The organism is Georgenia sp. SUBG003 (genome assembly GCF_000715355.2).
Classification (GTDB): domain Bacteria; phylum Actinomycetota; class Actinomycetes; order Actinomycetales; family Actinomycetaceae; genus Georgenia.
In genome coordinates, this window is record NZ_CP180204.1 from 3,461,346 (window position 1) to 3,482,234 (window position 20,889).

22 protein-coding genes, 4 pseudogenes and 1 riboswitch are annotated in these 20,889 nt (G+C 74.2%); of the genes and pseudogenes, 14 read left to right on the forward strand and 12 right to left on the reverse strand.

Going from position 1 to position 20,889, the window contains the following annotated elements:
* Nucleotides 1-55 precede the first annotated feature (55 nt).
* Nucleotides 56-829 (reverse strand): VOC family protein, encoded by a 774-nt coding sequence (locus DA06_RS18065; RefSeq protein WP_418605641.1) that lies wholly within the window; start codon nt 827-829, stop codon nt 56-58.
* Between the two features lie 223 nt (nt 830-1,052).
* Nucleotides 1,053-1,805 carry an SDR family NAD(P)-dependent oxidoreductase gene (locus DA06_RS18070; RefSeq protein WP_043502716.1) on the reverse strand — a complete coding sequence of 251 codons (753 nt, stop codon included), beginning with the start codon at nt 1,803-1,805 and terminating at the stop codon, nt 1,053-1,055.
* A gap of 24 nt (nt 1,806-1,829) precedes the next feature.
* On the opposite strand from DA06_RS18070, the gene DA06_RS18075 reads away from it, so the two are divergent.
* The 5 genes and pseudogenes from DA06_RS18075 (at nt 1,830) to DA06_RS18095 (ending at nt 8,194) form a co-directional block, all read left to right on the forward strand.
* Nucleotides 1,830-2,891, forward strand: a complete 1,062-nt coding sequence (locus tag DA06_RS18075; RefSeq protein ID WP_418605643.1) for a response regulator — start codon at nt 1,830-1,832, stop codon at nt 2,889-2,891.
* 58 nt (nt 2,892-2,949) lie between these two features.
* Nucleotides 2,950-4,479, forward strand: a complete 1,530-nt coding sequence (locus tag DA06_RS18080; protein ID WP_043502724.1) for a cytochrome ubiquinol oxidase subunit I — start codon at nt 2,950-2,952, stop codon at nt 4,477-4,479.
* 63 nt (nt 4,480-4,542) lie between these two features.
* Nucleotides 4,543-5,607, forward strand: coding sequence for a cytochrome d ubiquinol oxidase subunit II (cydB, locus tag DA06_RS18085; RefSeq protein WP_052436939.1), 1,065 nt, complete (start codon nt 4,543-4,545; stop codon nt 5,605-5,607).
* 528 nt (nt 5,608-6,135) lie between these two features.
* Nucleotides 6,136-7,315: pseudogene (locus tag DA06_RS18090) on the forward strand (trans-sulfuration enzyme family protein).
* A 183-nt stretch (nt 7,316-7,498) separates the two neighbouring features.
* Nucleotides 7,499-8,194 (forward strand): AMIN-like domain-containing (lipo)protein, encoded by a 696-nt coding sequence (locus DA06_RS18095; protein ID WP_043502732.1) that lies wholly within the window; start codon nt 7,499-7,501, stop codon nt 8,192-8,194.
* A gap of 72 nt (nt 8,195-8,266) precedes the next feature.
* On the opposite strand, the gene DA06_RS18100 is transcribed toward DA06_RS18095, so the two are convergent.
* Both DA06_RS18100 and DA06_RS18105 read right to left on the reverse strand, forming a co-directional pair.
* Complete coding sequence (locus DA06_RS18100) at nt 8,267-8,476, reverse strand: dodecin (RefSeq protein ID WP_043502733.1); 210 nt, start codon at nt 8,474-8,476, stop codon at nt 8,267-8,269.
* A 152-nt stretch (nt 8,477-8,628) separates the two neighbouring features.
* The gene (locus DA06_RS18105; protein ID WP_418605647.1) at nt 8,629-9,573 is read right to left on the reverse strand and encodes an NAD(P)H-dependent glycerol-3-phosphate dehydrogenase; all 945 of its coding nucleotides are present in this window, start codon (nt 9,571-9,573) and stop codon (nt 8,629-8,631) included.
* Here DA06_RS18105 and DA06_RS18110 point away from each other — a divergent pair.
* Together DA06_RS18110 and DA06_RS18115 are read left to right on the forward strand one after the other, a co-directional pair.
* Nucleotides 9,572-10,399 (forward strand): SDR family oxidoreductase, encoded by an 828-nt coding sequence (locus tag DA06_RS18110; protein ID WP_418608081.1) that lies wholly within the window; start codon nt 9,572-9,574, stop codon nt 10,397-10,399. The two genes, DA06_RS18105 and DA06_RS18110, sit on opposite strands and share 2 nt — an antisense overlap.
* A 377-nt stretch (nt 10,400-10,776) precedes the next feature.
* Nucleotides 10,777-11,283, forward strand: a pseudogene (locus DA06_RS18115) (MaoC/PaaZ C-terminal domain-containing protein); the annotation flags it as partial.
* A 63-nt stretch (nt 11,284-11,346) separates the two neighbouring features.
* Here the strand turns inward: DA06_RS18115 and DA06_RS18120 are convergent.
* Nucleotides 11,347-11,765: pseudogene (locus tag DA06_RS18120) on the reverse strand (beta-ketoacyl synthase N-terminal-like domain-containing protein); the annotation flags it as partial.
* 8 nt (nt 11,766-11,773) lie between these two features.
* On the opposite strand from DA06_RS18120, the gene DA06_RS18125 reads away from it, so the two are divergent.
* A complete protein-coding gene (locus tag DA06_RS18125; protein WP_418605649.1) occupies nt 11,774-13,012 on the forward strand; it encodes a hypothetical protein in 1,239 nt (412 codons plus the stop codon).
* Between the two features lie 199 nt (nt 13,013-13,211).
* Here the strand turns inward: DA06_RS18125 and DA06_RS18130 are convergent, their stop codons facing one another.
* Nucleotides 13,212-13,946 (reverse strand): glycosyltransferase, encoded by a 735-nt coding sequence (locus DA06_RS18130; RefSeq protein ID WP_418605651.1) that lies wholly within the window; start codon nt 13,944-13,946, stop codon nt 13,212-13,214.
* Between DA06_RS18130 and ftsX the strand changes: the two genes are divergently transcribed.
* Both ftsX and DA06_RS18140 read left to right on the forward strand, forming a co-directional pair.
* On the forward strand, nt 13,930-14,787 hold the full coding sequence (gene ftsX, locus DA06_RS18135) for a permease-like cell division protein FtsX (RefSeq protein WP_052436944.1): 858 nt from the start codon (nt 13,930-13,932) through the stop codon (nt 14,785-14,787). The genes DA06_RS18130 and ftsX overlap by 17 nt on opposite strands.
* A 10-nt stretch (nt 14,788-14,797) precedes the next feature.
* Nucleotides 14,798-16,192 (forward strand): peptidoglycan DD-metalloendopeptidase family protein, encoded by a 1,395-nt coding sequence (locus DA06_RS18140; RefSeq protein ID WP_418605652.1) that lies wholly within the window; start codon nt 14,798-14,800, stop codon nt 16,190-16,192.
* A gap of 40 nt (nt 16,193-16,232) precedes the next feature.
* Here the strand turns inward: DA06_RS18140 and DA06_RS18145 are convergent, their stop codons facing one another.
* From DA06_RS18145 to DA06_RS18165, 5 genes and pseudogenes are all read right to left on the reverse strand, one after another.
* Nucleotides 16,233-16,838, reverse strand: coding sequence for a polysaccharide deacetylase family protein (locus DA06_RS18145; RefSeq protein ID WP_418605654.1), 606 nt, complete (start codon nt 16,836-16,838; stop codon nt 16,233-16,235).
* A gap of 375 nt (nt 16,839-17,213) precedes the next feature.
* A complete protein-coding gene (locus tag DA06_RS18150) occupies nt 17,214-17,588 on the reverse strand; it encodes an RNA-binding S4 domain-containing protein (RefSeq protein WP_043502757.1) in 375 nt (124 codons plus the stop codon).
* Nucleotides 17,589-18,167: 579 nt separating this feature from the next.
* The gene (locus DA06_RS18155) at nt 18,168-18,515 is read right to left on the reverse strand and encodes a GntR family transcriptional regulator (RefSeq protein WP_043502764.1); all 348 of its coding nucleotides are present in this window, start codon (nt 18,513-18,515) and stop codon (nt 18,168-18,170) included.
* 29 nt (nt 18,516-18,544) lie between these two features.
* A complete protein-coding gene (locus DA06_RS18160; RefSeq protein ID WP_418608082.1) occupies nt 18,545-18,634 on the reverse strand; it encodes a hypothetical protein in 90 nt (29 codons plus the stop codon).
* Nucleotides 18,635-18,698: 64 nt separating this feature from the next.
* Nucleotides 18,699-19,157, reverse strand: a pseudogene (locus DA06_RS18165) (ATP:cob(I)alamin adenosyltransferase); the annotation flags it as partial.
* Nucleotides 19,133-19,261, forward strand: a riboswitch (cobalamin riboswitch). Its footprint overlaps the pseudogene before it by 25 nt.
* Before the next feature lie 201 nt (nt 19,262-19,462).
* On the opposite strand from DA06_RS18165, the gene DA06_RS18170 reads away from it, so the two are divergent.
* The 3 genes from DA06_RS18170 to DA06_RS18180 are packed head-to-tail and all read left to right on the forward strand — an operon-like array spanning nt 19,463 to nt 20,436.
* Complete coding sequence (locus DA06_RS18170; RefSeq protein ID WP_418605656.1) at nt 19,463-19,627, forward strand: hypothetical protein; 165 nt, start codon at nt 19,463-19,465, stop codon at nt 19,625-19,627.
* The gene (locus DA06_RS18175) at nt 19,615-20,049 is read left to right on the forward strand and encodes a hypothetical protein (protein ID WP_418605658.1); all 435 of its coding nucleotides are present in this window, start codon (nt 19,615-19,617) and stop codon (nt 20,047-20,049) included. The genes DA06_RS18170 and DA06_RS18175 overlap by 13 nt, the downstream gene beginning before the upstream one ends.
* Before the next feature lie 12 nt (nt 20,050-20,061).
* Nucleotides 20,062-20,436: a hypothetical protein gene (locus DA06_RS18180; RefSeq protein ID WP_043502768.1), complete on the forward strand. Its 375-nt coding sequence runs from the start codon at nt 20,062-20,064 to the stop codon at nt 20,434-20,436.
* On the opposite strand, the gene DA06_RS18185 is transcribed toward DA06_RS18180, so the two are convergent.
* On the reverse strand, nt 20,387-20,710 hold the full coding sequence (locus DA06_RS18185) for a winged helix-turn-helix domain-containing protein (RefSeq protein ID WP_418605659.1): 324 nt from the start codon (nt 20,708-20,710) through the stop codon (nt 20,387-20,389). The genes DA06_RS18180 and DA06_RS18185 overlap by 50 nt on opposite strands.
* On the opposite strand from DA06_RS18185, the gene DA06_RS18190 reads away from it, so the two are divergent.
* Entirely contained in the window at nt 20,699-20,881 is a 183-nt protein-coding gene (locus DA06_RS18190) for a hypothetical protein (RefSeq protein WP_418605660.1), read from the forward strand. The two genes, DA06_RS18185 and DA06_RS18190, sit on opposite strands and share 12 nt — an antisense overlap.
* The last annotated feature ends 8 nt before the right edge of the window (nt 20,882-20,889 follow it).

Genomic DNA, 20,889 nt, shown 5'->3' on the forward strand with positions numbered 1-20,889 from the left:
GGCGACGCCGTCGCCGGTGACGGAAGTGAGCTCGTGACGTCTGCCGGGGTGCGTCTCACACCGACCCGTACCAGCGGCTCACGCTGAACGGGAAGCCCTGCGGGTCGGCCAGCTCCGCCACCCGGGAGCCGCCTACGTCGGCCGGCTCGGTCGTCACCGACCCGCCGAGCTCGCGGGCCAGGGCGGCTACGTCGTCGGCGTCGGCGACGGCGAAGGTGACGTTCCAGCGGGGCGTTCCCTCGGCCCGCTCCACGATCCAGGCGACGGAGTCGGAGAAGCCGGGCGGGGCGCCCAGCTCGGCATGCCGGGCCAGCGTCCCGGGGGTGCGCTGCTCCAGCACGTCGGCGTAGCCGGGCCGCATGACCATCCACGTCCCGGGGCGGAAGTCGGTGGTCCGCCAGCCGAACACCGCGGCGTAGAACTCGGTGGCCGCGGCGACGTCGGGCGTGTGCAGCTCGTTGAAGTTCCACGAGCCCGGCACGTTGACCACCTCGGCGCCCTCGTGCCTGCCGCCGGTCCACGCGCCGAAGACCGCACCGGCCGGGTCCTCGAACCGCGTGCGACGGCCACCGTCGAACGCCTCGTGCGACGGCTCGCGCACCAGGCCACCGGCGGCGAGCACGCGTCGCTCGGTGTCCTCGAGGTCCTGCACGCGGACGTACATGGTCCAGCCCGGGTTGCCCGCGACGAGCGTGCCGACCCCCGCCACGTCGCCGTCCGGGAGGCTCGCCACCCGGTACGGCCGGGGTGCGTCGTCGAGCTCGTGGAACCGCCAGCCGAAGAGCTCGCCGTAGAACTCGGCGGCAGCGACCGGTTCGGAGGTGAGCATGTCCATCCAGGCGGGAACGCGTCGGGATAGCGCGGGACGTCCGAAGAGGCGGAGGTCATGCCCCCACGGTAGAGCCGCGCAGGCCCGGCGCGCCACGCGCACGGGCATCCGTGCGCCGGCAGCTTCGGCACGCGCACGGGCATCCGTGCGCCGGCAGCTTCCGGCACGCGCCGGCGGCTCGCGGATCGGCTCCGCAGCTGGGGCACCGCGCCGGCAGCGGCGATCAGCGCGCCATGTAGCCGCCGTCGATGTACAGCTCGAGCCCGGTGACGAAGGAGGCGTCGTCGCTCGCCAGGTAGGCGACCCCGGCGGCAATCTCCTCCGGCCGGCCGAGCCTTCCCATCGGCGTCAGCATGAGCATCCCCTGCTCCACCGGGGTTCCCTTCGCCTGCTCCAGGATCGGGGTCGCGATGAACCCGGGGTGGATCGAGTTGACCCGCACGCCCTTCTCCGCCCAGTGCAGGGCGACGTTCTTGCTCAGCGTGCGCACCGCCCCCTTGGCCGCGTGGTAGGCCGGGGACGCGCCGAACCCGCCGGAGGCGCCGAAGATCGAGCTGATGTTGACCACCGAGCCGTGCCCGGACGCGGCGAGGAGCTCGGCGGCGTACTTCATCCCGAGGAACACCCCGGTCTGGTCGATGGCGACGGTGCGCTCCCACTCGTCGAGGGTGGTCTCCTCGATCGTCTTGAGGTCACCCATCCCGGCGTTGTTGACGAGGATGTCGAGCCCGCCGAACTCCTCAGCCGCCCGCGCGACGGCGGCCTTCCAGTCATCCTCGGAGGTGACGTCGTGGTGGAGGTAGACGGCGCGGGCGCCGGTGCCGGCGATCTCCTTCGCCGCGGCGGCGCCGGCGTCGTCCTGGATGTCCGTGACGACCACCGCGGCGCCCTCGGCGGCGAGCCGCTCCGCCGTCGCACGGCCGATGCCGCTCGCCGCCCCGGTGACGAGCGCGACGCGCCCTCCCAGCCTGTCCATACTGATCTCCTTCGATCGCGACCGATGCCGACAGCCTCCCACCCGCCCCGGACACCGCGGAGGACCTTGGCCCCGCCCTCACCCCTGTCGGGCGGCGATCGTTCGCCACGACCCTTGCCGCGCCCGGCCTGCCCGGGCACGCTGGCCTCACCGTGCCTGGGGGGCGGAGGCTCATGCCGCAGATCGTGCTCGTCCACGACCATCCTGTGGTCCGGCTCGGCCTGCGTGCCGTGCTCGCCACGGAGCCGGACCTGGCGGTCGTGGGGCGAGGCGACGACCGCGTCGGGCGCCGTCCGCGCGGTGACGCTCCAGCGCCCGGACCTCGTCGTGCTCGACGTCCACCTCGAGGGCGGGCCGCTCGGGCCGCAGCTGTGCCGCACGCTCAAGAGCTCCGCGGGCACCGCGGTCCTGGTCCTCGCCGCCCGTGCGGCGGCCGCCGAGGTCACGGCGATGTACCTGGCGGGGGCCGACAGCTTCGTGGACCAGACGGCACCGCCCGGCGAGCTGGTGGCAAGCGTACGAGCCACCCTCGGCGGCAGGCGCGTGTGGGTGCCCGGGCCTGGCGCCGGACTCGCCGGCCGGCGCCGCGGCCGGGCTCGTGGCCCTCCTGCTGCGGCTCCGGCGGGCCGGAGCCGGCTTCTCCTCCGGCTGCTCCGCCGTCGTGCTGTCGTTCTGCTGCTCGTCCATGGGGTATGCCCCTCCACCCCGGCCGCCTCCACACCCTGCGGCGCCCGGGGGCGGTTCGTCGTCCCCGGCAAGCGCCGCGGACGGAAGTCCTGTGGTTACGACCGGGGTGTGAGCCCCGGGCGCCGGCGAACGGGCGGCCTGCCGGCCACCTCCCCGGTGGCGCGGTACGACCCCGGAACTCTCCGTCCCCTGCTGCAGCGCGCTCGCCCGGATGGCGAGGCGGCGCGAGGTGGACGGCACCGAGGCGGTCACGTCGTCGTCGGACCGGTGGGCGGGGTGTGGTACTGCCCTCCGGCCGCGACAAGTATCGCACAGGGCCCCCTTCCCGCAGTTCCTGACGCGCCGTCACCTTCCGGGACCAACGTCCCGGGGCCCGCCGTGGACCCGCTCCTACGTTGAGAAGGAAATTCCCGGGCCCCGCGGTCCGGGCCGCTCTCGTTCCCGAAGGGGCGCTCAGGTGGAAGCACTCGACCTGGCACGGTGGCAGTTCGGCATCACCACCGTGTACCACTTCATCCTCGTCCCCCTCACGATAGGGCTGTCGCCCCTGGTCGCGATCATGCACACCGCGTGGGTGCGCACCGGCGACGAGAAGTGGCACCGGCTGACGAAGTTCTTCGGCAAGGTTCTGCTCATCAACTTCGCGCTCGGCGTCGCCACCGGCATCGTGCAGGAGTTCCAGTTCGGCATGAACTGGTCGGAGTACTCCCGCTTCGTCGGCGACATCTTCGGCGCCCCGCTCGCGATCGAGGCGCTCGCCGCCTTCTTCCTCGAGTCCACCTTCCTGGGCCTGTGGATCTTCGGCGAGGGCCGGCTGCCCAAGTGGCTGCACTCGGCCTGCATCTGGCTCGTGGCCATCGGCACCAACCTGTCCGCGTACTGGATCCTCGCCGCCAACTCCTGGATGCAGCACCCCGTCGGCGCCGTCTACAACCCTGAGACCGGCCGCGCCGAGCTCGACGGCGTCTCCGGCTTCTTCGAGGTGATGACGAACAACACCCTCATCGCCGCCTTCTCTCACACCATCACCTCCGCGTTCCTCGTCGGCGGCACGTTCGTCGCGGGCGTCTGCGGCTGGTGGATCGTCCGCTCGGCGCGGGCCGGCCGCCGGCACGAGGCGAAGCAGGTGTGGCGGGCGGGCGCCTACGTCGGACTGATCACCGTGGTGATCGCCGGCGCCGGCGTCGCCGTCACCGGCGACTTCCAGGGCAAGCTCATGTACGAGCAGCAGCCCGCCAAGATGTCCGCCGCCGAGGCCCTGTGCGAGGGCGAGGAGTCCGCCGCGTTCTCCCTGCTGACGATCGGTGACCTCTCGGGCGACTGCGAGAGCGTGCACCACCTCGTCCAGATCCCCGGCCTGACCTCCTTCCTCGGCACCGGCTCGTTCTCGGGCGAGGACTCCTACCTGCCCGGCGTCAACGACATCCAGGCCGAGTACACCGAGCGCTACGCCGACCAGTTCGGCACCGATGTCGACTACATCCCGAACCTCGCCGTGACCTACTGGACCTTCCGGCTCATGATCGGCCTGGGCATGGCGTCCCTCGCCCTGGCCGCCGCGGGCCTGTGGGTGCTGCGCAAGGGACGTGTCACCGAGACCACCTGGTTCTCCCGGCTGTCGCTCGCCGTCCTGCCGCTGCCCTTCCTCGGCGCCTCCTTCGGCTGGATCTTCACCGAGATGGGCCGCCAGCCGTGGGTGGTCCACCCCAACCCCGCCAACCCGGTCGACCAGGTGTACCTGCTCACCCAGGACGGCGTCTCCACCGTGGTCTCGGCCGGCTCCGTGCTGACCTCCATGGTGGTCTTCACCCTGCTGTACGCCGCCCTGGGCGTGGTGTGGTTCCGCCTCATCCGGCGGTACGTCCGCGAGGGCGTCGAACCGCTCGCCGCGGACCTCGCGCTCGTGGCCGCCCGGGACGACGACGCCGCCTCCCCGGGCGGCGACAAGAAGGACGAGCTCGAGCCCACCCTGTCCTTCGCCTACTGACGTCCCCCTCCTTCCTTCCCCCCCCCGGCCCGCCGCCGACCGCACGCCCTTCCTGGAGAAGTCATGGATCTGCCACTCCTGTGGTTCCTGCTCATCGCCGTCCTGTGGACGGGCTACCTCGTCCTCGAGGGCTTCGACTTCGGCGTCGGCATGCTGCTCAAGCCGTTCGCCCGGGACGAGAAGGAACGCCGCGTGCTGCTGCGCAGCATCGGCCCGGTCTGGGACGGCAACGAGGTGTGGCTGCTCACGGCGGGCGGCGCGACGTTCGCGGCCTTCCCGGAGTGGTACGCCACGATGTTCTCCGGCATGTACCTGCCGCTCCTGATCATCCTGCTCGCCCTGATCGTGCGGATCTGCGCCATCGAGTGGCGTGCCAAGATCGACGACCCGGTCTGGCGCAACCGGTGGGACTGGGCGCACACCGTCGGCGCCTGGGTGCCGGCCGTGCTGTGGGGCGTCGCGTTCGCCAACCTCGTCCAGGGCATGGAGATCGAGGTCGTCGACGGCAACCACCAGCTCGTCGGCGGGTTCTTCTCCCTCATCACCCCCTTCACCGTCCTGGGCGGGGTCATGACCGCCGTCGTCTTCCTCACCCACGGCGCCGTGTTCCTCGCCCTGAAGACCGACGGCGAGGTCCGTGAGCGCGCCGGCGTCCTCGCGCAGCGGCTCTCCGTCGTCTCCCTCGCCGTCGCCGGGGTGTGGGCCGTCCTGGCCCAGACGCTCTACTCCGCGCACACCCTCACGTGGCTGCCGCTCGCGGTGGCCGCCGCCTCGCTGGTCGGTGTCGTCGTCACCACCCGCGCCCGCCGCGAGGGCTGGGCGTTCATGCTCAACGCCGTGGCGATCGTCGCCGCCGTCGTGCTCATCTTCGGCGTCATGTACCCCAACGTCATGCCGTCCTCGACAGACCCGACGTTCTCGCTGTCCATCGACCAGGCCGCCTCCACCCAGGCCACCCTGACCGTCATGAGCGTCGTGGCGCTGCTCCTGGTGCCGGTGGTGCTCGCCTACCAGGGCTGGACCTACTGGGTCTTCCGCAAGCGCATCAGCACCGACCACATCCACGGCCACGAGGGACTGCCGCTGGCCGAGACGCGCGGCGCCGGACGAGCCACCGGGGCACACTGACCCGGTGAAGCCACTCGATCCGCGGCTCCTCCGGCACGCCCGGGCGGCGCGCCGCTACATCGCGGTCACCGCGGCCACGGGCTTCGTCACCGCTGCCCTGGTGGTCGCGCAGGCGCTGCTGATCTCCGGCGCCGCCGCCCCGGTGATCGAGGGGCGCGCCGGCTGGGCCGACGCCGCTCCCCTGGTGGTCGCGCTAAGACGACGGCGACGCGCACCTTGCGCGCCCCCGGCTCGGCGGGCTCGGGGGGCGGTGGGCTGGGGGGGCGGCGCGCTGGATGTCCATCGCGTGCGAGAGTACCGCCCGCGAGCGCGGCCGCTGTCGGCGCCACGTCGGTCCGGAGCGACGGGACGTGGGAAGCCGCACCACCCCGGTCTCCTCGACGGCTTCCGTCGCGAGCGAACGGCGTCACGGTCGCCGTCGAGCACGGGCGGAGGGGCCACCGGGCTCCTCCCTCGGCACGTCTCCTCCCCCGGTACGTCAGCCGGACGGCGCCCACGCAGCCGCGACGACGGGCATAGCCTGGCCGGGTGACAGACGACCGGTCCACCGCGCTGCAGTCCCCCCGTCCGCTCTCCCCCGCGACGACCGCCGTCGCGGCCGGCCGCCCGCCGCGGACGCAGGGCGCCCCGGTCAACTCCCCCCGTGGTCCTCTCGAGCACGTACGTCTCCACCGGCACGCCCGCCGGCGAGATGCTCTACACCCGCTACAACACGGAGACGTGGCTGCCGCTGGAGGAGGCTGTCGGGGCCCTGGAGGCGTCCTCGCAGCCGGCGCTGGTGTTCTCCTCGGGCATGGCGGCGATCGACGCGGTGCTCCGGCTGGCGGCCCCCGGCTCGGCGATCGTCGCGCCGCGCCACGCCTACCTCGCCACGCTCACCGCCGCCCGGGAGCAGGCCGGGCGCGAAGGGTCGGTGATCCGCGAGGTGGACATCGCCGACACGGACGCCGTGATCGCCGCCCTCGCGCCGGAGGGTGGGCCGGCCGCCAGCGTGCTGTGGGTCGAGTCGCCCACCAACCCCATGCTCGAGGTCGCCGACGTCCCGGCGCTCGCGGCGGCGGCCCACGCCGTCGGAGCCCTGTGCGTCGTCGACAACACCTTCGCCACCCCGCTGGGGCAGCGCCCGCTGGCCCAGGGTGCCGACGTCGTCGTCCACTCCGTGACCAAGTATCTCGCCGGCCACTCCGACCTGGTGATGGGCGCCGTCGTCACGGACGACCCGGAGCTGCGCTCCCGCGTCCACGCCCGGCGCACGACCGGCGGCGCGATCCCGGGGCCGTTCGAGTCGTGGCTCGCCCTGCGCGGCCTGCGCACGCTCGCTCTGCGGGTCGAGCGGTCGCAGGTCAGTGCGCTGGAGCTGGCGCGCCGCCTGGCCGAGCACCCGCTCGTCGCCGAGGTGTCCCACCCGGGCCTGCCCACACACCCGCAGCACGAGCGCGCGGCGGCGCTCATGGAAGGGTTCGGCTCGATCCTCACGCTCCGCCCCCTAGGGGGTGCGGCGGCCGCCGAGGCGCTCAGCCGCGCGGTCGAGCTGTGGCTTCCGGCCACCAGCCTCGGCGGGGTCGAGTCGAGCCTCGAGCGGCGCCGTCGGCTGCCGGCGGAGGCCGCCACGGTGCCCGAGGACCTGCTCCGCCTGAGCGTGGGCATCGAGGACGTCGAGGACCTCTGGAACGACCTCGACCGCGCCCTGCGGGTCACCGCGGGCTGACTGGGTCCCAGACCTGGGGCGGCCCGGAGCCGGCCCTGGCGGTCACCGCGCCGGCGGACCGCGACGCAGGTGCGGCCGGGTCACGGATCGGCATCGGCGGCGACGTCCTGCGCCGCGCAGCGGGCGCCGACCGCTAGCGTGGGCGCTGCGGTCCCGCCGAGGGCCACGGAACGAGGAGGAGCGATGCGCAGTACGGCACGGGTGGTCACCACCGCCCTAGCGGGCATGGCCCTGCTGGCCGCGTGCAACACCGGTGGAGAGAGCCAGGCCCCGGAGCCCGCGGGCCAGCCCGCGGCGTCCCCCACCGAGGAGACCACGGCACCCGCGCCCTCGCCCTCGACCAGCGCCACCGACGACGGGGACGACAGCTCCGGCGGCGACTCCCCGGCCCCGGCCGCCGACGAGACTGACGTCCCGGGCGACGCGGGCGACTTCACCACCGACCCGCAGAACGACCCGAGCTGGCCCTCGGGCGGCGGCCAGCTGCTGCCGACGGGCGTACGGGTGGGCAGCCACGACGGGTACGAGCGCGTCGTGCTCGACTTCGAGGGCACCGGGACCCCCGGCTGGCGGGTGGAGTACGTGGACGAGGCCGTCGAGGACGGACGCGGCGACGTGGTCGACGTCGACGGCGACTTCACGCTGCAGGTGATCGCCACGGGCGTGCGCTACCCCGAGGGTGAGGACGAGAACGGTCGCGTCGCCCAGGGCTCGTACGACGCCGGCGGGGCGAGTCTGGTCGAGGAGGTCCACGTCACCGGGATCTTCGAGGGACAGAACCAGGCCTTCATCGGTCTCGACGAGGAGGCACCGTTCCGCGTGTTCACGCTGACCGGCCCCGCCCGTCTCGTGGTGGACGTGCGCACGACCGACGGCTGACGAGCGGGCGGCCCGGCGACGCGGGCGGCCGGCACCTTGCGCGCGCCGCCCGCGCGCCGCCCGTGAGTCCGGTCAGTCGAGCTTGAAGCCGATCTTCAGGCCCACCTGGTAGTGGGCGACCTTGCCCTCCTCGAGGTGGCCACGGATCTCGGTGACCTCGAACCAGTCGAGCCCGTGCAGGGTCTGGCTGGCGCGCGCCAGGCCGTTGCGGATGGCCTCGTCGACGCCGTCGGGCGACGTCCCGACGATCTCGGTGACTCTGTACGTGTTGTCCTCGCTCATCGTGCGCTCCTTCGTACGGGGTCGTGAGCGGCCAGTCTCGCCCGGGGAGAGGCATCGGACAAGAGGAGCGCTTCCGCGGCGCCGGCGGTGCGGCACTTCGGACCGTCGTCGGTGCGGCTGCCCTGCGCGTCCCGCGGGCGGCCGCCGGACGGTCAGGCGCGCTCGTGCTTGAGCGGGCGGGCCAGCAGCGCGGCGGTCATCTCCGCCACGGGCCAGCCCTCGTGCAGCACGGCGACGACGGCCTGGGTGATGGGCATGTCCACGCCGTGGGCGCGGGCGAGGTCGAGAACAGAGCGGCACGACTTCACGCCCTCCGCCGTGCCGCCCGTGGCGACCAGCGCCTCCTCGAGGCCCAGCCCGGCGCCGATGTGCGCGCCGAGGGTGTGGTTGCGCGAGAGCGGCGAGGCGCACGTGGCCACCAGGTCCCCCATGCCGGCGAGCCCCGCGAAGGTGCCCGGATCGGCGCCGAGCGCCGCGCCCAGACGGGCGGTCTCCGCCAGGCCGCGGGTGATGATCAGCGCCTTGGTGTTGTCCCCGTACCCGCGCCCCTGCGCCATGCCGACAGCCAGGGCGATGACGTTCTTGAGCGCCCCGCCGAGCTCGACGCCGACGACGTCCGTCTGGGTGTAGGGCCGGAAGTACGGCGCCGCGCACGCCCGGGCCACGAGCTCGGCGACGTCGTGCCGGCCGGCCGCGACCACCGCACCGGCCGGCTGGTGCGCCGCGATCTCCCTGGCCAGGTTCGGACCCGAGACCACCGCGACCTGGCCGGGGTCCACCTCGAGGGCCTGGGCGAGGACCTCGCTCATCCGCTGGTGGGTGCCCAGCTCGACACCCTTCATCAGCGAGACGACGACCGTGGCCTCCGGGAGCGTCCCCGCCAGCGGCGCCAGGACCGCCCGAACGGACTGCGAGGGCAGGGCGACGACGACGACGCGCGCCCCGTCGACGGCGGCCGGGAGGTCTGTGGTCGCCGTGACGCTCTCCGGCAGCGTCACGCCGGCGAGGTTGCGGGTGTTGCGGTGGTGGGCGGCGATCTCGCCGACGACCTCGGGGCTGCGTCCCCACATCCGCACGGTGCAGCCCGCGTCCGCCATGACCGCGGCGAAGGTGGTCCCCCAGGCCCCGGTCCCCAGGACCGCCGCGGGCAGCGCCGCGTCGCGGCCCGTCGGCTCCGCCGCCGTCCCGGCGACGGGCTCCCGCACGGTCTCCGCAGTCATCCCCTCCGCAGTCGTCTCCCCCGCCGTCGTCTCCCCCGACGGCGCCCACGTGGTCGGCGTGGACGTCCCGGCCGCCGGGGAGGCGCTGAGCGCCGTCATGAACGAGGTCGCCGGGCTCGCGCTCCAGCTCGACATCACCGCCGAGCACGCCGCGGAGCGGATCCTCGCCGTGGCCCGCGGACGCTACGGGCACCTGGACATCGTGGTCCACAACGCCGGCATCCTCCGGGACAAGCTGCTCGCCAACATGACGCCGGAGAGGTTCGAGGACCTGCTGGCGGTCAACGTCACCGCACCCCTGCGGATGAACGAGACCTTCGCGCGGCCGGGCGTCCTCGGTGGGGACGGAGCTGCGCCGCGGATCATCTCGCTGGCCTCGACCTCGGGCATCGCCGGCAACCGGGGCCAGACGAACTACGGCGCGGCCAAGGCCGGGATCATCGGCATGACCCGCGCGCTCGCCGGGCCCGTCGGCCGCACGGGAGGCACCGTCAACGCCGTCGCCCCGGGCTTCATCGAGACGGACATGACCGCGAGGATCCCGCCCGTGCCGCGGCAGATCGCCCGCTGGGGCAGCTCGCTGCAGCAGGGCGGCAGGCCGGTCGACGTGGCGGAGGCGATCGCCTTCCTGGCCTCGCCGCAGGCGGGTGGGATCAACGGGCAGACGCTGCGCGTCTGCGGCCAGATGCTGGTGGGCCAGTGATGGCGGTGCTGCGCAGGGGGCCGCGGTTCGTCCGCACGGGGCCCGGGCCCGCCGGCGGACCGATCGGGCCCACCGAGCCGACCGGAGCCGCGCGACCTGCCGGGGCGGCCGGCCCGCCGGCCGGGTACCGCGAGCTGACGCTCCGCGAGATGCCCTCGCTCGGCCGCCTCTACGCCAGGGCGCTGGGGCGCATGCGCCAGATGGTGCTCGCGCGCCCGCCGGCCGGCGAGCTCCCGGCGGTGGCGCTCCGGGTCGACGGCGTGCGGCCCGACGTCGCCGCGCTGTCGGAGTACCAGCACCTGACCGGCGAGCCGGGCACCGACGTCCTGCCCGCCGGGTTCGTGCACGTGACGGCGTTCCCCCTCGCGATGGCCGTCATGGTGCGCGAGGACTTCCCGCTGCAGGTGCTCGGCCTGGTCCACGTCTCCAACCGCGTCGACGTCCACCGCCACCTCGGCGTCGACGACGTGGTGACGGTGCGGGCGTGGGCACAGGACGCCCGGGAGCACTCCCGCGGCACCACGGTCGACCTCGTGGTCGAGGTCGGCGACGGGAGCGGGCTCGCCTGGCGCGGGGTCTCCACCTACCTCGCCAAGGGGCGTCCGCCGCGCGGCCTGGCGCTGGGGCCCGCGGCCGGGCGCGGGCCACGGCCGGAGCCCCCGACGGTCGCGACAGCGGTGTGGCACCTCGGTCCCGACGTCGCCTCGCGCTACGCGGAGGTCTCGGGAGACCGCAACCCGATCCACGTCTCGCGCCTGGGAGCCCGGCTGTTCGGCTTCCCCCGGCCGATCGCCCACGGGATGTACACCGCCGCACGTGCCCTTGCGGCCACGCCGCCGGCCCTGCGCCGCGGGTCCTTCACCTGGACGGTGGACTTCGCCAGGCCGGTCCTGCTGCCGGCGACGGTCGCTCTTCGGCGCAGAGCCGGCGGCGGACGGGTCGGTGACCGCGTGCTCGGCGGACTCGAGCACCACGATCCCGGCGCCCTCGCCCATGACGAGCCGTCACGGTCGACGTCGTAGGGGCGCGAGGCCCCGGCGGGGTCGTCGTTGCGGGTGGACAGGGCCTGCATCTTCGCGAAGGCCGCGAGGGGCAGGGGGTGGATGGCGGCCTCGGTGCCGCCGGCGATGACGACGTCGGCGCGGCCGTCGCGGATCATCTCGACGCCGTAGGCGATCGCCTCGGCGCCCGAGGCGCAGGCGGAGATGGGCGCGTGCGCGCCGGCCTTGGCGCCGAACTTGACGGAGATGTTGGCGGCCGGGGAGTTGGCCATGAGCATGGGCACGGTCAGCGGCATGACCCGGCGCGCGCCCTTCTCCTTCACGGTGTCCCAGGCGTCCAGGATGGTCCAGACGCCACCGATGCCGGGACGGCGTGAACTCCGCCGTCGTCCGTGCCGCCGCCGAGGCCGGCGTGCCCGCCGCCGGCACGGGTGGCACGTCGATCGCGGCGGCGCAGGCCAAGGGCCTCGACCTCGTCGCGGCCTCCGGGACCACCGGCTCCACGAGCACCACGCGCGCGGTGTCGTACGTCGCAGGGCTGGCGCGCCACTGGGGCGTGAGGTACCGGCCCGTGCTGGGCACGGCGGAGGCGGCCGACGGCGGGGGCTCGCCGTGGCGGCGCATCTCCCTGCGCGGCATCATGGTCGGCTCCCTGCCCGCGTTCATCGCCCTGGCGCTCATCCTCGCGGTCGGCAAGATCCCCGGGCTCGACGCCCTCGGGCCGGTGTTCGACGCCCTCATCGCCGGCCTGCCCGTCGTGGTCGCCGCGGTCGCCGCCCGGCGCGTCTCCGGGCTCGGGGAGGTCGGGCTCGTCGCAGGCGTCGTCGCCGGGGTGCTCTCCACGGAGGGTGGAATCGTCGGCGGCCTCGTCGGCGGCATCCTCGCCGGCGTCCTGGTGACGTACCTGCTGCGCTGGACGCTCGCTCACCGCTTCCCCGTCACGACGGCGAACATCGTCGCCGGCGGCCTCTCCGGCCTCGTGGGCGGGCTCGTGGTCTTCCTCCTGCTCGCCCCGGTGACCAACGCGGTCGGCGAGGGCGTCAAGGGGACCATCGAGGCCCTCGTGGCGTTCAACCCGATGCTGGCCGGCGCCGTGGCGGGTCTCGTGATGTGGCCGGCGATCATGGGCGGGGTCTACCACGCCGTGATCCTGCCGCTCGTGCTGCTGGAGATGGGCGAGAAGGGCCACAGCTTCTTCGGCGCCGTGGACATGGTGTCGCTGGTGATGGTGAGCCTCGGCATCACCCTGGCCAACGTGGTGCGCCCCCGGACCTCGGGGGAGCGGGCGCTCGCGGCGTCCGGGGCCGCCGTCAACTTCGGCTTCGGCACGTTCGTGGAGGCGTCCTACCCGTTCATCTTCGCCGACCGGAAGGTCTTCGCCGTCGCGCTGGGCTCCGCCGCCCTCGGCGGCCTGGTGGTGGGTGCCACTGGCGCCGAGGCCACCGCGTACCTGCCCGCCGTCGTCGCCCCCTTCGTCGCCACCGACACGGTCGGCATGGTGCTGGCCATGCTGGTCGGGTGCGTGGTGCCCTTCCTCGCCGTCCTGCTCATCAACGACCGTGCACGCCGCACGGAGCGGACTCGCCGCGAGGAGGCCGCACCCACCGCCTGAGCCGCGCCGGCGAGGCGACCGCGGCCCGAAACGACGAGCGCTGCTGGTGCACCACCCGCGCTCGTCGTTTCGGGCAGCGCTCGCAGGCCGGGCCCACGCTCGCGGTGCGGTGCCCCCCCACGCTCGAGGCGCGGGTGCCACGCTCGCGGGGTGGTGCGGTGCTTGCGTGCGGCCCCACAAAGGCAGCGCCCTGGCGACCTCAGCCGAGCAGGTCCTCGAGCAGGTCGACCCAGTCGAGCAGGTGCCGGTCGGACAGGCCCTCGCGGCGCACGCGGTCGTGCGCCTGCACGCCGAGCTGGTCTGCGAACGCCGGCTCCGCCAGCAGCCGGGCCACGTGCCGCATGACGCCCTCGAGGTCCGACGGGTCGGCCACCAGCAGCCCGTTCTCCTCGTGGGTGATCTGGTCCTGGATCCCGCCCACGGCCGTGGCCACCACCGGCCGCCCCTTCCACAGCGCCTCGGCGACGCTGAGCCCGAAGCCCTCGGCGAGGCTCTTCTGCACGACCACCGTGGCCCGGCGCTGCACGGCGTTGACCAGGAGGGCGTCATCCGGCCGAGTGGTCGGCAGGCACGCCACGTGCGTGCGGACGCGCACCTCCGGCGCCAGGCCGTGCCAGATCTGGAGGCAGTGGCTGAGCACCTCCGCACCCTCGGCGTCGTGCTCGTCCACCTGCGCACCGGCCAGGAGCAGGTGGGTGTCCTCCGGGAGCTCGTCGAACGCCTCGCTGAACGCCACGAGCAGCCCGTTCATGTCCTTGAGCCGGTCCCAGCGCGAGAGCTGGAGGATGACCCGCGCGCCCGCCGGCACCGGGCCGCCGGCGAGCACCACCCCGCCGTGGGGGTCCGTCGCCGTGCTGCCGGCGCGGACCGGGCCCGGGCCGGGACAGACCTTCCAGGGCCTCTCGCGGAACCTGGCCATGACCGTCTCGGTCATCCTCGTCACCTTCGTCTCCCTCACGTTCGTCGGCGCGGCCGCCCTCCTGCAGATCCAGGTCGGCAACCTCAAGAACGACTGGTACGACAAGGTCGAGGTCTCCGCGTTCATGTGCCCGGCCGGCTCGGCGACCCCCGCCTGCGCCGGCGGCGAGGCCACGCAGGAGCAGATCGACGCCGTCGGTGACCTCCTCGCCGCCGAGAGCATGGCGCCCTACGTGGACGAGGTCTACCTAGAGTCCAAGGAGGACGCCTTCGAGGCGTTCCAGGAGCAGATGGCGGACACGGTCTGGGCCCAGTCCCTGACCGTGGAGCAGATGCAGGTCTCCTACCGGGTCAAGCTCGTCGACCCCGAGCAGTACCAGATCGTCGCGGACGAGCTCGAGGGACGCCCCGGCGTGGAGGTCGTGGTGGACCAGCGCGAGCAGCTCGAGCCGCTCTTCCTGATCCTGAACCGCACGACCCTCCTCTCCGTCGGCCTCGGCGGGGTCATGATCGTCACCGCCGTCCTCCTCATCACGACGACGATCCGGCTCTCCGCGATGTCCCGGCGTCGCGAGACCGGGATCATGCGCCTCGTCGGCGCCTCGAACCTCTTCATCCAGCTGCCGTTCCTCCTCGAGGGCGCGACGGCCGCGCTGATCGGCGCCGCCCTCGCCGTCGGCGGGCTCCTGCTCGGGGTGAGGTACCTGGTGGAGGACTGGCTCGCCTCCTCCACCCCGTGGGTGCAGTTCGTCGACACCGCCGACGTGCTGACGGTGGCCCCGTTCCTCGTCCTCGCCGCGATCCTCCTCGCCGGCATCAGCTCCGTGGTGACCCTCGGTCGCTACACGAAGGTGTGAGGTGACACCCGTGCGCCGATCGTCCCCGGCCCCGACGGGCCGAACCGCACGACGCCCGCTGCGGGCGCTCGGCGCGGCGTTCGCCGCCGCGCTCCTCGCCCTGAGCCTCGGTGCCGCCGGCACCGTGGCGCACGCCGACGACCGCGACGAGCTCGTGCGCGAGCAGGAGCGCAACGCGGCCGAGCGCGAGAAGGTCGAGTCCTCCCTCGAGGGCGTCGACGCCGACCTCGCCGACACCTACCTCAAGCTCGAGGACGCCAAGGCCCAGCTGCCCGTCGCCCAGGAGAAGCTCGCCGCCGCCGAGGAGGCGCTGGCCGCCGCGGAGCGAAGGCAGGAGCAGGTGGCCGGCAGGCTCGAGCTGGCCGAGGCCGAGTCCGCCTCCCTCGAGGCCGACATCGAGACGGGGGAGAGGGAGATCGACTCCACCCGCGCCGCCATGGGCGAGCTCGCCCGGAGCACCTACCGCGGCGACAACGCGGTCAGCACCCTCGAGGTGGTCCTCGACTCCGCCTCCACCGACGACTTCCTCCAGGGCTACGCCGTCATGGGCTCGGCGGTGCGCTCCCAGACCCAGGTGCTCGACGACCTCGAGACCGCCTCCGCCGTCGCCCGCAACCAGCGCGAGCGGCAGGCCGCGGTGACCGAGCGGATCGGCGAGCTCAAGGCCGAGGCCGACGCCGCCGTCGTGGCCGCCGACGAGGCACGCGCCGCGGCCGCGGAGCACAAGGCCGAGATCGAGAAGATCCAGGCAGACATGACGGCGCTGTCCCAGCAGCTCGAGGAGCAGAAGAGCCAGTACGCCGGGCAGCTCGCCGAGCTCGAGTCCGACAGCGCCGAGCTCGCCCGAGAGATCGCGCGCATCGACGAGGAGAACCGACGCAAGGAGGAGGAGCGGCGCCGGCGCGAGGCCGAGGAGGCCGCCCGCCGTGCCGCGGCGTCGCGCAGCCAGAACCGGCCCGCCCCCGCGCCGGCCGCCCCGGCGCCGGCGTCCAGCAGCTTCCTGGCACCGCCGGTGCCGAACCTCTACGTGACCTCGCCGTACGGCTACCGCGTGTACCCGATCACGGGCGGCTGGTTCATGCACAACGGCGTCGACCTGCGCTCGGCCTGCGGCAACCCGCAGTACGCCTCCGCGGGCGGCACGGTGGTGGGGGTGCGCGGCGCGTACGGCAACGGCACGCACGGCAACCAGGTCCTCATCAACCACGGCGTCGTGGGCGGCAGCTCCTACGTGACCGTCTACAACCACCTCTCGCGCTTCGCCGTCAGCCAGGGCCAGCGGGTCTCCCAGGGGCAGGTCATCGGCTACACCGGCGCCACGGGCAACGTGACCGGGTGCCACGTGCACTTCGAGGTCTGGAAGAACGGGGCCACGATCGACCCGATGACGCTGCCCGGGTTCTGAGCGCCGGACCCCGCCGCCGCCGAGTGCGCGACCGCGCAGCTCAGAGGTACTCGTCGAGCGTGACGAACCGGTAGCCGAGCGCCCGTAGCCCCTCGATGACCTCGGGCAGGGCGTCAGCGTCGAGGGTGGAGCTGTCGGTGGGGTTGGCCCCGACGTGCATGAGCACGACCTGGCCCGGCCGGGCGGTGCCGAGCACGCGGTCGCGCACGGACGCGGCCGACGCCCCGCCCGACGTGCCCCGCCAGCCGAGCGTGTCCACCGTCCACCGGAACGGCACGTACCCGGCGTCGTTGACGACCCGGACGTCCAGCGGCGTTCGCGAGCCGTAGGGGAAGCGGAAGTACGGCCGGGTGGACCGGCCGGTCTGCGCCCTGATCGCCTCGTCGGCGGCCTCCAGCTGCCGGCGGACCGACTCGTTCGTCAGCAGCGGGAACGCCGGGTGGGTGTCGGAGTGGTTGCCCACCAGGTGGCCGGCCGCCGCGATCGCGCGGACAGCGGAGGGGAACGAGCGGGCGAACTCGCCGGTCACGAAGAACGTGCCGGGGACGTCGTGGCTCTCGAGCGTCCCGAGGATGTCCGCCAACGCGGCACCGGAGGCGCCTGCGTCGAAGGTCAGCGCCACCACCCGCTCCGACGTGGGGAGCACCTCCACGTCCTGGTCGCGCCACGACGCCGGGACCGGGGACGACGGCGCAGCGACGTGGGGGCAGGACCGGCCGGCGGCGTCGGGCCCGGCCCGGACGACGGCGGAGCTGGCGGGTGCGTCGTCGCGACGGCCTCCGGCGGGCCCTCCGGGGACGACCCACCGCCTACCGGCGCGCCGGCGCACGTGGCGAGCACGCAGAACGCGGCGACGCCGGCGAGCGCCTGCCGCGCCCCCCTGCCACGTCGCGCCGGGCGCACCGCCCCTGCCGCCATGGCCAGATTCTCCGCGCGGCCCCGACGCGTGTCCGACCACCTCGATACCGGTTCGGTCACGGTTCCCACGGCGCCGCGGGCGCGTGCCGCAAGCGTCGCGGCGTCAGTAGCCGCGCAGCCGCTCGATCTCGCGGCGCTCACGCTTGGTCGGGCGGCCGGAGCCGCGGTCACGACGCGGTACGGCGAACACCTCGCGGGGCAGCGGCTCGGGGCTGCGGTCGACCATGGCGGTCGCCGCGACGGGGGCGCCGACGCGCTTGACGAGGACCCTGCGCACCTCGACCACCCGCAGCCGTTCGCCGCCGCGCACGACGACCTCGTCGCCGACAGCCACGGTGGTCGCCGGCTTCGCCCGCTCGCCGTTGACACGCACGTGCCCGGCCCGGCACGCGGCCGTGGCGAGCGAGCGGCTCTTGAACAGGCGCACCGCCCACAGCCAGCTGTCCACCCGGGCGGCGGCCGGGGCGTCTGAGGTCACGCACCGAGCGTACGGCTCCGCCGGGCGACCCTGCGGCTCGGCGTATCCGCGGGCGGGGCAGCCGGCCCGCGGGGCAGCGGCCCGCGGGGGCAGCCGGCCCCACGGGCCAGCCACACCCAGGATCCCGAGGGCGGCGGCACGGGCGACGAGCCCGCGCCGGGAGAGCGCCTTGCGCTCGGCCCGGTGCACCCCGCGCGGACGGGCGGGGGGCGGCGGGGTCGGTGCTGACAGCGTGGGCGTCGGTGAGGAGCGCGGTGTCGGTCTGGATGACCTGGGTGTCGGTGACGTCGGCGGTGCTGATGGTGGTGCGGACGGACAAGAACTGATCTCCGGGGAAGTCTCTCCCGGTGCGGACCGTGCGGCGGAGCCGCGCGAGGGCCTGTGGACCGGGTGCTGGGGCAGATCGCCAGGAACAGGTCCCGACGGAATTGTCACGGAAGAGTAACGGCCGGAGATTCGGCCGTCCTATGAGCCCGGTCACGATGTAGCCGGAATCACGCCCGGATGGTTCTCGGCGGCTTCCTACGTGTGGTAACGGACGGAGCCGGCCGGTTCTGCCGGGCGCCGTGGGGAAGCGGGTCAGGCCGACATCGCTCGGCGGACCAGCTCCGCGGCCTGGTCCGGGCTCAGCCCCAGTGCCCTCGCCGTGGCCGCGTACGCGGTGGCCGCGGCGCGTGCGGCGCGGCCGGAGTCGTCGTCGGCGACGAAGGTGCCGGCCCGGCCCCGCCCCTTCAGGAGTCCGTCCGCCTCGAGCGCGCGATAGGCGTGGGCGACGGTGTTGGCGGCGATCCCAAGGTCCTCGGCCAGCTTGCGGACGGGCGGCAGCCGGTCGCCGGGGCGGAGCTCGCCTGAGCCGATCTGCGCGGCGATCGACTGGCGCAGCTGCTCGAACGGCGGCACGGGGGACGTCGGATCGACCTCCAGCATGGCGTTCCTCCTCGTCGTGCGGGACGGCCTCACTCGTGGCTCACGGGCTCCTCGGCCTCGCCCGCGGCGTGCCGCGCCAGCACGAACAGCAGGTCGGAGAGCCGGTTGAGGTAGGTCAGCGCCGGCTCGGCGACCGCCCGGCCGGTCTCGCGGGCGGCGACGGCGTGGCGGCTCGGCCCGCCGCACGACCGTCCGCGCGTGGTCGAGCGCCGCGCTCGTCGCCGTGGCGCCCGGCACGATGAACACCGGCCGCAGCGGCCGCTCGGTCACGAGGTCGTCGATGAGCCGCTCGAGCCCGGCGACCATCGTCGTCGTCACCTGCGACACCCCGTCCACCAGGCGCCGCCGCCGCTCCGGGTGCGTGGCGAGGTCGGCGCCCACGACGAACAGGTCGCGCTGCAGCCGCAGGATGTGCCCGGACAGCACGGTGTCCGGGCAGCCGGCGCGCGCGACGCCCAGCACCGCGACGGCCTCGTCCACGTCCCCGTACGCGTCCACGAGCACGTCCCCCTTGGAGGCGCGGCCGCCGAGGAAGAGGCCGGTCGTCCCGTCGTCGCCGGTGCCCGTGTAGATGCGCGTCACACCGGAAGCATCGCACCGCCTGCGACCTGATGGACAATGATGCCGTCTGAACAGTTCCATACCGTCCCGGAACCAGGGGAAGCCGGTCGAAATCCGGCGCTGACCCGCAACCGTAGGTCGCTTTGCGACGAGCCGGAGTGCCTGGCCGGGACGTCAGGCTCAACCCGTCGTGGTCTGCGGGCGAGCCCGGGCCCGGGTGCGTGCACCGCGGGCGCGGGTCTGCGCGCAGGCCCTTGCCCGAGAGGTCAGCATGAATCCCGCTCCGTCCCGCCGGTCCTACGCCGCATCCCTCCTGCTCGCCGCCGGGCTCCTGCTCCCGGCCCTCCCCGCCGGGGGCCGCCACCGCGCCGGACGAGCCGGGCGAGGTGACGGGACAGGCGTGCGCGGAGGGTGACGGCGTCACCGTCGTCGTCGACCTGTCCGACCTGGGCGAGGAGGTCCGCGTCGCTGCGCCGAGGGCGACCCCGCCACGGGCCGCGACGCGCTGGAGCAGGCGGGCTTCACCACCACCGACTCGATGCCCGGGATGATCTGCGCGGTCGACGGCCTGCCCGACCCCTGCCCCGAGGAGTTCGACGGCAGCTACTGGGCGTACTTCACGGCGGAGGCCGGCGGGGAGTGGACCGCCCGGACCGAGGGGGCCGACACCGCCGACCCCGCACCGGGCTCGTTCGAGGGGTGGCGCTACAACGACGGCAGCGCGGGTCCGGGCGTGGAGACCGCCGCGCTGGCGGACGCCGCGGCCGGGTCTGCCGGCGACGAGGCCGCCGCCGAGGAGACCTCTGCCGCCGGCGCGCGGCCGACGGGGAGAACCAGGCGGGCCAGGACCAGCAGGGCGGGCCGCCTCCCCCCAGGTCTCCCGCCTCCCGGGGTGAGGCGTCCGGTCACCCAGGATTCAGCCTGCCGGGTGCTGCCTCCTCGGGGCGCTCGGATGGTGTGCTTCTTTCCGTAGGAGGGAGGGGCGATGGTGCCGAACCATGCACTGCACGACATGGCTGCCGACCTCGGCGCGGACGTGGCACGGGACTTCGCGGGCCTCTACCTCGACGCCCTGGCCGGGCGGGTCAACCGGCTCAGGCACGCTCTTGCCGGCGCCGACACCGACGAGGCCTACACCGCCGCGGTGAGCCTCTACACGGCTAGCTGGATGGTCGGGGCGCAGGACCTCGCGGACGCGGCGCACGGCCTGGCGGAGTCCGCCCGTAGCGGCGACCTCGAGGGCGCACGCTCCCTGCTGGCCCCGGTGGAGGACCGCGTCGCCGGGTCGGTCGCGGGCATCACGCTGGCTGTCAGCGAGCTGGCGCCAGACGGTATCCGACACCGCGCACCGTCTCGATGAACCGCGGGGACGACGCGTCCTCGCCGAGCTTGCGCCGCAGGTTCGCCAGATGCACCTCCACGGTACGGCGGTCCGCGTCCGCGACCTCGACCCCGGTGGAGTAGCCGTCGCCCCACAGCTCGCGCACCAGCTCGTTCTTCGACACCACCCGGTTCGGCGCCGACAGGAGCGCGGCCAGCAGGTCGAACTCGCTGCGGGTGAGGTGGATCGGCCGGCCGTCGAGCTCGACGGTCCGGGCGTCGACGTCGAGCCGCAGCCCGAGATGGGTGAGCACACGGTTCGGGGTGTGGACCGGCGCGGGCGGGTGGGCGCCTCCGGCGGGCTCGACGGCGACCCGGCCGCCGCCGGTGAGGTCGCGGCCGGGGTGACGAGGGTCCGCGGACGGCGGAGCATCGCCTCGATCCGCGCCCTCAGCTCGCGCGGCCGGAACGGCTTCGTCACGTAGTCGTCGGC